The 12168-nt window shown below is 66.3% G+C and carries 11 protein-coding genes; 2 read left to right on the top strand and 9 right to left on the bottom strand.

The window, feature by feature from the left end; all coding sequences use genetic code 11:
• Positions 1 to 53: 53 nt before the first annotated feature.
• On the top strand, positions 54 to 392 hold the full coding sequence (ftsB, locus tag C556_RS0107075) for a cell division protein FtsB (protein WP_018747542.1): 339 nt from the start codon (positions 54 to 56) through the stop codon (positions 390 to 392).
• Between the two features lie 162 nt (positions 393 to 554).
• A complete protein-coding gene (locus tag C556_RS0107070) occupies positions 555 to 2027 on the top strand; it encodes an aminotransferase-like domain-containing protein (RefSeq protein WP_018747541.1) in 1473 nt (490 codons plus the stop codon).
• A 79-nt stretch (positions 2028 to 2106) separates the two neighbouring features.
• On the opposite strand, the gene C556_RS0107065 is transcribed toward C556_RS0107070, so the two are convergent.
• The 9 genes from C556_RS0107065 to prfB all read right to left on the bottom strand — a co-directional run bounded on the left by C556_RS0107065 (position 2107) and on the right by prfB (position 12009).
• Positions 2107 to 2376: a hypothetical protein gene (locus C556_RS0107065; protein WP_018747540.1), complete on the bottom strand. Its 270-nt coding sequence runs from the start codon at positions 2374 to 2376 to the stop codon at positions 2107 to 2109.
• Between the two features lie 94 nt (positions 2377 to 2470).
• Positions 2471 to 2764 carry a DUF2917 domain-containing protein gene (locus tag C556_RS0107060; protein ID WP_018747539.1) on the bottom strand — a complete coding sequence of 98 codons (294 nt, stop codon included), beginning with the start codon at positions 2762 to 2764 and terminating at the stop codon, positions 2471 to 2473.
• A 201-nt stretch (positions 2765 to 2965) separates the two neighbouring features.
• Positions 2966 to 4213: a polysaccharide lyase family 20 protein gene (locus C556_RS0107055; RefSeq protein WP_157235987.1), complete on the bottom strand. Its 1248-nt coding sequence runs from the start codon at positions 4211 to 4213 to the stop codon at positions 2966 to 2968.
• Between the two features lie 777 nt (positions 4214 to 4990).
• The gene (mnmC, locus tag C556_RS0107050) at positions 4991 to 6865 is read right to left on the bottom strand and encodes a bifunctional tRNA (5-methylaminomethyl-2-thiouridine)(34)-methyltransferase MnmC2/FAD-dependent 5-carboxymethylaminomethyl-2-thiouridine(34) oxidoreductase MnmC1 (protein WP_018747537.1); all 1875 of its coding nucleotides are present in this window, start codon (positions 6863 to 6865) and stop codon (positions 4991 to 4993) included.
• Positions 6862 to 7431 (bottom strand): GNAT family N-acetyltransferase, encoded by a 570-nt coding sequence (locus C556_RS0107045; protein ID WP_018747536.1) that lies wholly within the window; start codon positions 7429 to 7431, stop codon positions 6862 to 6864. Before C556_RS0107045 ends, mnmC begins: the two co-directional genes overlap by 4 nt.
• Positions 7428 to 8660 (bottom strand): MFS transporter, encoded by a 1233-nt coding sequence (locus C556_RS19680; RefSeq protein ID WP_018747535.1) that lies wholly within the window; start codon positions 8658 to 8660, stop codon positions 7428 to 7430. The genes C556_RS0107045 and C556_RS19680 overlap by 4 nt, the downstream gene beginning before the upstream one ends.
• Before the next feature lie 239 nt (positions 8661 to 8899).
• Entirely contained in the window at positions 8900 to 10402 is a 1503-nt protein-coding gene (lysS, locus tag C556_RS0107035; protein ID WP_018747534.1) for a lysine--tRNA ligase, read from the bottom strand.
• A gap of 63 nt (positions 10403 to 10465) precedes the next feature.
• The gene (locus C556_RS0107030; protein ID WP_018747533.1) at positions 10466 to 10837 is read right to left on the bottom strand and encodes a GxxExxY protein; all 372 of its coding nucleotides are present in this window, start codon (positions 10835 to 10837) and stop codon (positions 10466 to 10468) included.
• Between the two features lie 68 nt (positions 10838 to 10905).
• Positions 10906 to 12009 carry a peptide chain release factor 2 gene (gene prfB, locus C556_RS0107025; RefSeq protein ID WP_018747532.1) on the bottom strand — a complete coding sequence of 368 codons (1104 nt, stop codon included), beginning with the start codon at positions 12007 to 12009 and terminating at the stop codon, positions 10906 to 10908.
• Between the last annotated feature and the right edge of the window lie 159 nt (positions 12010 to 12168).

The following is a 12168-nucleotide window of genomic DNA, read 5'->3' as shown; positions in this document are numbered from 1 at the left end:
AACATCGCAAACCGGAGCCCACGGGCTCCGGTTTCTTTTTTCTACGGTTTCCTATGCGCATTCTCGCCATCGTCCTCGCGCTCGTGATCGCGCTCCTGCAATGGCCGCTGTGGGTCGGCAAGGGCAGCTGGCTGCGGGTCTGGCAGCTCGACCAGGAGCTGGCCGAGAAGAAGACGGACAACGACAAGCTGCGCGAGCGCAACAGCGCGCTGGCCGCCGAAGTCCAGGATCTGAAGACCGGCTCGGACGCCATCGAGGAACGCGCCCGCAACGAGCTGGGGATGATCCGCAAGGACGAAGTGTTCTTCCAGATTCTCGACCGTTCCAAGCCGGTTGCGCCCAGCGTGGCCCCCGCCCCCATCGACGCCTCCAAGCCTGCCTCGGTGCACTGAACCGCGACGCGGCGCTCGGCCGCGAACTGTCATGCCATCCGCGTGGTTTCTGCGCACAATCTGAAACTGTTTCGCTCTGCAAACCGTACGCTATAGTGGTGCCTGGCCGCGCTTTGGCGCGCGGTGCGCCCTCCGGGCCGCAGCAGACAAGGAACCGCTTCGATGAACGACGTCCGCCTTCCGGCAGGCCACCGCAAGCTCGACACGCTGTATTACCAGCTGGCCGAGGAACTGGCCCAGGCCATCACCTCCGGGGTATTGCAACCGGGCGAGAAGCTGCCGTCGATCCGCAAGCTCTCCGCGCAACGCCACGTCAGCCTGTCCACCGTGATGGAAGCCTATCGCGCGCTGGAGGATCGCGGCCTGATCGAAGCCCGCCCACAGAGCGGCTTCTATGTCGCTCAGGCGCGCGTGCTGAACATCCCCGACCTGACCCAGCCGCCGCGCGAGCCTTCCGAAGTGGTGACCGCCCCGGTGCTGTGGCCGTATCAGGCCAGCGAGCTGAAGCCGATCCGCGTCGATTTCGGCCTGGCGATTCTCGATCCCGAACTCTATCCCACCCAGCAATTGCAACGACTGTTGTCGCAGGTGACGCGACACCAGCCGCGGCTGCTGGCCGACTACGGCAAGCCGGTGGGCGACGCCGAGCTGCGGCGCCATATCGCGCGGCGCGCGCTGGCGTGGGGCGGGCATTTCGAAGCGGACGAAGTGCTGATCACCCACGGCTGCCTGGAGGCGATCAACCTGTGCCTGCGCGCGGTGACCCAGCCCGGCGACGTGGTGGCGATCGAGTCGCCCACCTACTTCGGCCTGTTGCAGATGCTGGAAAGCTTCCAGTTGAAGGCGCTGGAGATTCCCACCCATCCGCAGACCGGCATGTCGATCGAGGCGCTGGACCTGGCGACGCGCGACGGCAAGGTCAAGGCCTGTTTGCTGCTGCCCAACTTCTCCAACCCGCTGGGCTGTCTGATGCCGGACGAAAACAAGCAGCGCCTGGTGGCGCTGATGGCGGCGCGCGGCATCCCCATCATCGAGGACGATCTCTACGGCGAGTTCTTCCATCGCGGCGAGCGGCCGCGCCCGGCCAAGGCGTTCGATCCGGCGGTCGAGGAGGGTGGCGGCAACGTGATGCTGTGCTCATCGTTCACCAAGGCGCTGGCGCCCGGCATGCGCATCGGTTGGGTGGTCGCTGGGCGCTGGCAGCGCGAGATCGAGCGCCTGAAGTTCATCAACACCTATTCGACGCCGCTGGCCTTGCAGCAGACCATTGCGCGCTTCCTGGAAAACGGGGGCTATGACCACCACCTGCGGCGGTTGCGGCGCGCGGTGGCCGAGCAGGTCGGCGCGGCGGTGGACGCGATCCGGCGCTACTTCCCCGCCGATGCGCGGCTCAACGTGCCGCAAGGCGGCTATGTGCTGTGGGTGGAGCTGCCGCCGCAGGTGGATACGCGCGAAGTGCTGCGCGATTCGATGGCCGAAGGCATCAACTTCACCCCGGGCGAGTTGTTCAGCCCCAGCCGCAGCTATCGCAACTGCATGCGCATCTGTTGCGTGGAAACCTGGACCACGCGCCACGAAGCGGCGATCCGCCGCCTGGGCGAGCTGATCCAGGCGCGGTTGCCGTTGCCGGATTGAAGACTGCGTGACACGGCGGCGCTGCCAGGGCCTTCACCCTGTTGCCGCCGCGCGCCCCACACCGGCATCGCACGCCGGCTTAGAAACGCAGCGTCGCTTCCTCGGTGGATTCCTGCGGTGGCGCGACGCACAGGTTGGCCGCGTTGCGCTGGACCTCGTCGCAGCCGGGCGAATAGGTGTGCAGACAGGGCGGCGCGGCACCGCTCTCGTCCACCCACACTACGTCGATGCGCGGACCGCAGCGCAGTTCGATCAGATCGCCGAGGCGGGCGATGCCCTCGACCAACTCGGCCTGGACCGGGAGCGTGGCTCCCAACGCGAACAGACACAGCACGACGACACGGCGCATGATGGCCTCCCGTCTTCGCGATCGCGCGGCGGCGCCGTGCGTTGCGATACGACCGGGTCACCGCACAGCGAGTTGCGCCGCCTGCCGGGTGGCGTCAATAGGCGTAGCGCGGCGCAGTCCGGCGACCGATGCGGCGCAGGCGTGGCAGCCAGCGCGCCAGCCAGCGTAACGGCGGACTTTGCGGCGCCTCGATGCTGAAGTGACTGGGCCGCAGCGCCTGGACCAGCGCCTTGTCGCCGCCTTGCAACCGGCAGCGCTCGCCGGCGCGCACGATCAGATCGCAGCCATGCTCGGTGATCCACAGCGCCCCGGCGATGCAACGCAGCTCGACCGGGCCGGCGTATTCCAGCGCCAGCAATCCCTGGCAATGCAGCATGGTGGTTTTCATCGTGGGCTCCTTCGACCGTGGTTCAGGAAGAAGCTTAAGCGTCCGTCATCGACCGTTACAGATTCAGGTACACCCGCGAAAAGCAGGCGCAGTGCAATAACAGTTGTCACTGTATCGGCTGGCAGCGCGGGACGCTGTGTTCCCGTGGGCCTCCAAAACAAAAACGGCGCCCCGCAGGGCGCCGTGTCGCAGTGAGGCAGCTCAGGGCATCACATCCAGATGGGTGCCGCCGCTGTCGGTGATCCGCACATCGTCGATGTACAGCTTGCGGTAGGTGGTCTGGGTGGCCGCGCCGTTGTTCCAGTCCCACTTGTACAGCCCGATCTTGAAGTACTTCTGGTTCTGGTCGTTGTAGCTGTTGGGCGCATTGACCGAAGCCACCAGCACGCCATTGCGCCAGACCCGGGTGTAGCCAGTGCCACCGGCCGCTTGCGGGCGATAGTCCCAGCGCACTTCGAACGCCCAGTCCTCCCACTTGCCTTTGTTCAGCGGCGCTTCATAGATGACCTCGTAGTGCAGCGCGGCCAGGCTGTTGGAAGTGGAGATCGCCTGATCGTCCCAGCGCTTGGCCACGATCCACTTGTCGCCCTGGATCATCAGCGCCAGGCTGGGCGAGCGCGCCACGTCGCCCGGATCGCCGGTGACGTGCCACTGCGCGATGCCTTCCGACGAGGTGTCGCTCTTCCAGTCGGTCGGCAGATACAGGCTGAAGCCGTAGGCATAGGACTTGCCGTTCTCGCCGATGTCCAGCTTGGAAAGCTCCGCGCGCTTGCCCGAGGAAACCAGCGGATCGGTGTTGCGCAACTGCACGGCCAGCGACTTCTTGCCGCTGCGCGCCACGCTGTCGCTGGGGATCAGGGCGCCCTCGTTGGCATCCACCTTGTCGAACTCGCTGAGGTTGTTCAGCTCGAAGCGGCCCATCTGCATCTGGGTCTGGCTGAGTTGCACCGCGTCGATCAGCACCGTACCGCTGCTGTCGGCATCGACGCCGATGGCGCGGAACGCGAGACGCGCCTTGACCGCGTTGGCGGGCACCATGCCGTTCATCTTCAGGTTGGTCCAGCCGTTGGTGGGCGCCGTCAGGCTCTGGTTCAGGTACCAGTCGGTGGAACGGCTCTGGATGACCGCGCCGCTGTCGTCCAGCAGTTCCAGCCGCATTTCGAAGCGCGCGCCGTTCAGGGCCTGCACCCGCACGAAGCTGCTGGCGTAGTACTGGCGGTTCGGCGTGATGGGGACTTCCTGGTAAAGCCGCGCCCACTTGCCGCTGTTGAGCGCGGAGAAGCTCATCAATTGCGCGGTCGTGCCTTCGTACGGCACGGAGGTGACCAATTGGAAGCTGGTATAGCCCGCGCTCTTGTCGTTGATCCAGCCACTGGACAGTCCGGCGGTCAGGGCCGCACCATTTTCAAAACCATAATTGCCGAGCAAATTATATTTGCTGTAATCCATGCCGGCTTCGGCTTGGGATGAAAACGCCGCGGCCAAAAGTGCCGTGGCAAAGATGATCGGATTGAATAGTTTGGTTTTCATTTTACTGCATGACTCCATATCACTGCGAAGATGAATGGCGGCAAATGGATTTGGTGTTTGTTGATGGAAATCAACGCACTATTTCGTGCCGCAAACCTTCTCCCTACAAGCTTTGTCAGAACATTAGCGTTCTCTTATTGAGGTGAATCGTAGTGATGTGGGGCACGCTTTGGAATAGGTTTTTTTGAAAATCCGCGTAAAAGGCGATCAACGGTAACGGCGCGTAATTAGCTTTCCATTCGTGTTGGTTTGGCTTTTCTTGGTGTAAAAAAAGCTGTCCGTAACGGAAAAGAAAAATCCTTGCGACTGCCGAAATTTTAAAAATTGCGCGCAATTGATGGTGAGTTGTAAATTGCTTGAAAGTGGAATTGGACCGGAATTGGGCGCGGGTTAATTTCGCGTCGCCCGGAAGCAACCCGACTTGGCCGGGCTTGCCCTGGATACCAGCTTTGGGCGGACGAAACGATGTCTACGGCCGGTTACTCCGACGGGCGCGGGGAAACTTCGGGGTGGACGGGGGATATGAATGCTGCACTGCACATGACATATGCAAGCAAGGGCGCAGGACGAGGCATCAAGACGGCAGGCACGCCCATGGGCGCGGATCGGGGCCGGGCAGGGAGCCTGCGCAATGGTCCGGTCAGGGCGCGGCTACGGGGCGGTGGCGGGCACGTCGGCCCTGCCGGGGCTGGGGAATCAGCGGGCGCTGCGCAAGGCGCGCAGCAGGAAGCGCGCGGGATCGACCGCGTCGAGCAAAGGCTGCTCCAGCGGCGCGGGCTCGCCGTCCAGGTGGCTGGCCAGCAATTCACCCGCCAGCGTGGCCCAGGTCAGCCCACGCGAGCCGAACGCCAGCGCGGCATACAGCCCTGGGTGGCGGGCGATCTGGCGTAGTTGGTGGCAGGCGGCCGATTGCTCGGCCAGGGGCAGGGCGCCGATCAGCGGCAGGCGATCCGGCGCGGTGGGGCGCAGGCAGGTGCGGCTGGACAGTGGCTGGGGTGGCGGCAGTCCGGGGACCAGGGTACGCAGCGCATCGAGGTTCGCCGTTTCGGCCTGGGCCAGGGTATCGGTCAGGGAGGCGGCGCCGATCACCCGCGCGCCGTCCAGCGCGCCGGTGACATAGCCATCGCCGGCAATGGCGATCCGTGGCACGGCCAGCTCGGATTGCGCCAGCACCGTGGCGACGCGCGCCGCGTCGTGCAGCGGCAGCCCGGCCGCCTGCGGCAGGCGGGCGGCGGCGGTGGCATTGGCCAGGACGGCGATGCCGGCGCGGGCCAGCGGCCGGCCCGAGATATCCAGCGCCAGCCAGTGGTCCGTCTCATGACGCAACGCGGCGACTTCCGTGCCGGTACGCAATGTGATGTGCCGTGGATGGCGCAGCAGGTTGGCGCGACACAGCGAGGGCGGCGACACCGTCGCGCCGTCGGCGAACCACCAGCCGCCACGGGGCAGCGCGGTGCCGGCGCGCGCGCTGGCCGCTTCGGGCGGCAGGAAGGCCAGGTCGGGCCAGCCGCCCTGTTCGGCCAGCTCGGCCATGAGCTGCTGCTGCGCATCGTGCTTGGCCAGTTGCAGGATGCCCTCCACCGCGTAGCGCAGCGGCAGGCCTGCGGCGGTCAGCGCGGCGAAATGCCGCAACGCCAGCGCGCAGCCGGCGCGGGTCAGGCGCGACAGCAGGTTGTCGTCGCGCGAGTAATAAGGGTGCATCAAGCCGGCGTGGTTGCCCGAGGAGCGCTGCGCGAGGTCGCTTTCCGCCTCCAGCAGCGTGACCTGCCAGCCGCGCGCCGCCAGGCGCTCGGCCACTGCGCAGCCGGCAAGGCCGGCGCCGACGACGAGCGCACTGCGTTTCCCGGCATGGGGCGTCGTGCGGCGCGGTGCGCGCGCCACACCGCCGCGCAACATCTGCCGCTTGCCGCCGAAGCCTTCGGCCTTGCGCACGGCGAACCCGGCCTCGGTCAGACCGCGCCGTACCTCGCCGGCCACGGTGTAGGTGGCCAGGGTGGTGCCAGCATGCGACAGCCGCCACAGCGCCTTGTAGATCGGCAGCTGCCACAGTTCCGGATTCTTGGCGGGCGAAAAGCCGTCCAGGTAGATGGCGTCGGCGCGCGCGTCCAGTTGCGACAACAGCGCGCGCGCATCGCCCAGCGCCAGGGTCAGGGTGACCCGGCCGTCATCCAGCCAGATGCGGTGCAGCCCCGGGGTGAGCGCCGGCCACGCCGCGCGCAGCGCGGCGGACAGCTCCGCCAGCTCCGGGTAGCGGGCATGCAGCACCGCGAGGTCGTCGCGGCGGAAGGGAAACTGCTCCAGCGATACGAAGTGCAGCCGCTCGCAGCGTTGCGGGTCGGCGCGCCAGGCCTGCCAGGTGGCGAGAAAATTCAGGCCCTGCCCGAAGCCGGTCTCGACGATGGTGAAGTAGGAACGCCCGGCCCAGGCGTGCGGCAGATCGTTGCCGGCCATGAACACGTGGCGCGCCTGGCCCAGGCCGCCGTCGCTGGAGTGATAGACATCGTCGAAGGCGGCCGAGTACGGCACGCCGTCGGCGGAGAGCGCCAGCGTGGCGGGGACGATGGGGTTCACGGCAGGGTGAGTCCGTAAAGCAGGATCTCGCCGTCCGCGCCGGCCTCGGCGGGCAGCGGTTGCCGGCCTTCCAGCACGAAGCCGGCGCGTTCGGCGACGCGGGCGCTGGCGACGTTGCGGGTGTCGCAATCGATGGTGAACTGGCGGATGTCCAGCTTGTGATGCGCCATTGCCACCAGTGCCTGCACCGCCTCGGTGGCGTAGCCGTGGCCCTGGTGGTCGCGGTGCAGCCAGTAGCCGATGGCGAAGCTGCCGGCGTCCCAGTCCGGGTGATGCAGGCCGCAGGCGCCCAGCAGCGTGCCGTGCTCGCGCGACAGGATCAGCCACGGCAGTTGCTGGCGCAGGATGAATTCGGCGCGTGCCAGACGGCACCAGCGCTCGCTGGCGGCGGGCGAGGGCGTGTCCTGCGCCCAGGGCAGCGAGGCCGGCCAGGCGCGCAGTTGCGCCAGCGTGGCCAGCACCGCCGCATGCACGGCGGCGCCGTCGCCTTCGCGCGGGCAGCGCAAGGTCAGTCGCTGGCTGTGCAGGGTTTCGGGGATCGGCAGCAGGATGGGATCGACGGTCATGGCGCCGATTCTACCGTCCCCGGTCGATGCCGCAGGAAGCGGCGCGAACAATGAAGGTAGGCGGCACCGGCGGCGCAGCTCACCAGCGCGAACCAGGCGTTGCCCCAGTGTGCGTAGCCGATCTTCACCAGCTCGATCCCCAGCGAATACGCCAGCAGCGTCACCATGCCCAGGCTGGCCGATACCGTGCCCTTGCCGATCTCGCTGGAAAACAGCGTCAGCCGGTACAGCACCGCGTTGGCCAGCCCCAGTCCGAACGCGTAGAGCGAGATGCCGCCGACAATCCAGCCCCAGCCCGCCGGCTGCCACAACGTCGCCAGGGTGAGCACGAGGCCGGCGATGACCGGACCGCTGCCGAGGGCGACCAGCCGCTGCACCGGCAGCCGGTCCGCGTAACGCGCCAGCGCCAGGTTGCCCAGGCCCAGCGCCACGAACACGGGAATCTGCCACAGCCCGAAGTCCAGCGGGCTCATCCCGGCGCGCTCGATCAGGATCACCGGGCTCTGGCCGATCCACGCCAGCAGCGGAATGCCGGCCGCCGCGATCGACAGCGCACCCAGCAGGAAGCGGCGGTTGCCCAGCACCGCGCGGTAGTCGCGCCAGATGGCGCCGGCACGCAACGGCCCGCTGGCGGGCGGCGCGGTCTCGGGCATGGCGCGCCACAAGCCGACCCAGGCGATGGCGGCCACCGCCGCGATCACCACGAAGATCCAGCGCCACGGTGCGTATTCGATCATCACCGCGCCGGCCAGTGGCCCGATCAGGGGCGAGATCAGTGCCACGTTGGCCATCAGCGCGGTGACCTTGACCGCCGTCGCCTCGACGAACGCCTCCTGGATCGCGGCATAGCCCACCGCCACCACGAAGCACAGGCCGAAACCCTGCACGAAGCGCAGCGCCACGAAGGACCAGATGTCGCGCACCAGCAGCGTGGCCAGGCAACTGGCGACGAAGCAGGCAACGCCGAACAGCAGCACCGGTCGCCGCCCGACGCGGTCGGACAGCGGACCGAGCAGCCATTGCAGCGCGGCGCCGCCGGCCAGGAACGCCGACATGCCGGTCGGCACCCAGGCTTCGCCGACGCCGAACTCGCGCACCACCGCCGGCATGCCGGGCAGGATCATGTCGTTGGCGATATAGGTGGCGAATTCGTAGAGCACCATCGACAGCGGGAACAACAGCACGCGCCAGTCGAGGACGGAAATGGGCTGGAAAATGGGGCGGGACATCGGGGAATACCTGTGGGCGCGATGAAGCGGTCGTTGCGAACCCATCTCATGCGCGGATGGCCGGCCAGTATGCCCGACCCCGACCCCGCGCGCAGTACCCGGGCTTGCGCAATGCTGCATGGATCGGCCGGTTTCGCCGGGCGATGGGGTTTGCCGGACGACGCCCCGCCGGCGCGTCACCCGGCGCAGCAACGAAAAATGCCGGCTTTGGGGCCGGCATTTTTCAGACGCGGGACGGATCAGTCTTCGCGGCGCATCTGCGGGAACAGGATCACGTCGCGGATGCTGGCCGAATCGGTCAGCAGCATCACCAGCCGGTCGATGCCGATGCCGCAGCCGCCGGTGGGCGGCAGGCCGTATTCCAGCGCGCGGATGTAGTCGGCGTCGAAGTGCATGGCCTCGTCGTCGCCCTTGTCCTTCAGCGCCACCTGCGCCTGGAAGCGCGCGGCCTGGTCTTCCGGATCGTTCAGCTCCGAGTAGCCGTTGGCATGCTCGCGGCCGACCATGAACAGCTCGAAGCGCTCGGTGATGCCGGGGTTGGCATCGTTGGCGCGCGCCAGCGGCGACACTTCGGCCGGGTAGTCGACGATGAAGGTCGGCTCCCACAGCTTTTCCTCGGTGGTTTCGTCGAACAGCGACAGTTGCAGGCCGCCGATGCCGTCGGTGAGTACCGGCTTGCCGCCCAGGCGGGCGATCTCGGCCTTGAGGAAGGCGCGGTCGTGCAGTTGCTCGTCGGTGTACTGCGGGTTGTAGTGCTTGATGGCGCCGGCGATGGTGAAGCGCGCGAACGGCTTGGACAGATCCACCGTCTTGCCCTGGTACTCGACCACGGTATGGCCGAGTACTTCCTTGGCGGCGTAGCGGATCACCCCTTCGGTCAGGTCCATCATCCGCTGGTAGTCGGCGTAGGCCTCGTAGAACTCCATCATGGTGAACTCGGGGTTGTGGCGCGTGCTCATCCCCTCGTTGCGGAAGTTGCGGTTCACCTCGAACACGCGTTCCATGCCGCCGACCACCAGGCGCTTCAGGTACAGCTCGGGTGCCACGCGCAGGTAGAGCGGCATGTCCAGCGCGTTGTGGTGCGTGATGAACGGCTTGGCCGTGGCGCCACCCGGGATCGGGTGCATCATCGGCGTTTCCACTTCCAGGTAGCCCTCGGCCACCATGAACTCGCGGATCTTCTGCACGATCTTCGAGCGCTTGATGAAGGTGTCGCGGCTTTGTTCGCTCACGATCAGGTCGACGTAGCGCTGACGATACTTCTGTTCCTGGTCGGCCAGACCGTGGAACTTGTCCGGCAGCGGGCGCAGGCTCTTGGTGAGCAGGCGCAGTTGGGTGACCTGCACCGACAGCTCGCCGGTCTTGGTCTTCATCAGCGTGCCGCGCGCGGCCAGGATGTCGCCCATGTCCCAGGTCTTGAACGCGGCATACACCTCTTCGCCCACCGCGTCGCGGCTGATATAGAACTGGATGCGGCCCGAGCCGTCCTGCACCGTGGCGAAGCTGGCCTTGCCCATCACCCGCTTGAGCATCATGCGCCCGGCCACGCGTACTTCGACCGTCAGCGTATCGAGTTCTTCCTTCTCCTTGGCGCCGTACTTGGCGTGCAGGTCGGCGGCGAAGTGCTCGCGCTTGAAGTCGTTGGGAAAGGCCACCCCGGCTTCACGGATCGATGCCAGCTTGGCACGCCGCTCGGCCATGATCTGGTTTTCGTCTTGGGGCAGTTGTTGTTCTTCGGACATGGTTTCAAACCCTAAATCTTGAACCACAGAGGACAGAGAGAGCACGGAGCCGCACGGAGTAGGTCACAGGACCAGCCTGCGGAGGCCGTTCTTGAGCAATGTGGTGTTGAAGTTGATCAATAAGCCGGTTTTGAGGCCGGTGAGTTTCAAATAGGTCAGCAATTGGGATTCATGAATGGGCAACAGCTTCTCACAGCTTTTCAACTCGACGATCACGCGTTCCTCGACCAGCAGATCCAGTTTGAACGCGTGGTCGACCTGGACGCCTTTGTACCGGATCGGCAAGTGCAGTTGGGATTGCACCGCCAGGCCGCGCAGGGCCAGTTCATGCCGCAGGCACTGCTCGTAGGCGTTTTCCAACAGGCCGGCGCCAAGCGCGCGGTGCACTTCGATGGCAGCGCCGATGATCTGCTCGCTGAGCGGATCGTTCAGCATGCGCTTTCCTCTGTGAAGCTCTGTGTTCTCCGTGTTCTCTGTGGTTCAGGGTTTGGGGTCAAGACGACTTACACGCCCTGTTTCAGGCTGGCCTCGATGAAGCCGTCCAGGTCGCCGTCCATCACGCCCTTGAGGTTGCCCACTTCGTAGCCGGTGCGCAGGTCCTTGATGCGGCTCTGGTCGAATACGTAGGAGCGGATCTGGTGACCCCAGCCGATGTCCGACTTGCCGGCCTCCAGCTGCTGCTGCGCTTCCATGCGCTTGCGCAGCTCCAGCTCGTACAGCTTGGCACGCAGCATCTGCCACGCTTCGTCGCGGTTGCGGTGCTGCGAGCGGTCGTTCTGACATTGCACCACGATGTTGGTGGGAATGTGGGTCAGGCGCACCGCGGAGTCGGTCTTGTTGATGTGCTGGCCGCCGGCGCCGGACGCGCGATAGGTGTCGGTGCGCACGTCGGCCGGGTTGATCTCGATCTCGAAGCTGTCGTCCACCTCGGGGTAGACGAACACCGAGCAGAACGAGGTATGGCGGCGGGCGTTGGAGTCGAACGGCGACACGCGCACCAGACGATGCACGCCGGTTTCGGTGCGCAGGAAGCCATAGGCGTATTCGCCGGAAAGCTTGATGGTGGCGCTGGTGATGCCGGCGACTTCGCCTTCGGATTCCTCCATCACCTCGACATTGAAGCCCTTGCGCTCGCCGTAGCGGATGTACATGCGCAGCAGCATGCCGGCCCAGTCCTGCGCCTCGGTGCCGCCGGCGCCCGACTGGATGTCGATGAAGCAGGCGTTCGGGTCCATCGGGTTGCTGAACATGCGGCGGAATTCGAGCTTGGCGATCTTTTCTTCCAGCGCCTGGGCGTCTTCATCGATGGCGGCGCAGGTGTCGAAGTCGTCCTCGGCGCGGGCCATGTCGAACAGCTCGCGCGCATCGGCGGCGCCGCCGGCCACTTCGTCCAGCACCAGCACCACGTCTTCCAGCGCCTTGCGCTCGCGGCCGATCTCCTGCGCCTTCTTCTGGTCGTTCCACAGCTCGGGGTCCTCCGACAGGCGCACCACTTCCTCCAGGCGGTCGCGCTTGGCGGGGTAGTCGAGGTAACGCTTCAGTTCGTCGGCGCGGCCGGCGAGGTCGTCGAGGTGGGCGGCGATCTGGTTGAGCTGTTCGGCTTCCATTGGGCTTCGGGTGATTTCGCGAAACCCGGAAGTATATCAGGGAAGTGGCGGACGGATTTCGCGACGGCGGTCGGGCAGGGTGGCGCCGGACCGCGCGGCGGTGGCGCGATCCGGCGCGGGGCTCAGGGCGGCTGACAAAACCCGGCGAAGCGATCCTGG

Source organism: Chitiniphilus shinanonensis DSM 23277, assembly GCF_000374805.1.
In the GTDB taxonomy this organism is placed as follows: domain Bacteria; phylum Pseudomonadota; class Gammaproteobacteria; order Burkholderiales; family Chitinibacteraceae; genus Chitiniphilus; species Chitiniphilus shinanonensis.
The sequence above is the reverse complement of the archived record's forward strand: the minus strand, read 5'-3'. Positions and strand labels throughout refer to the sequence as shown.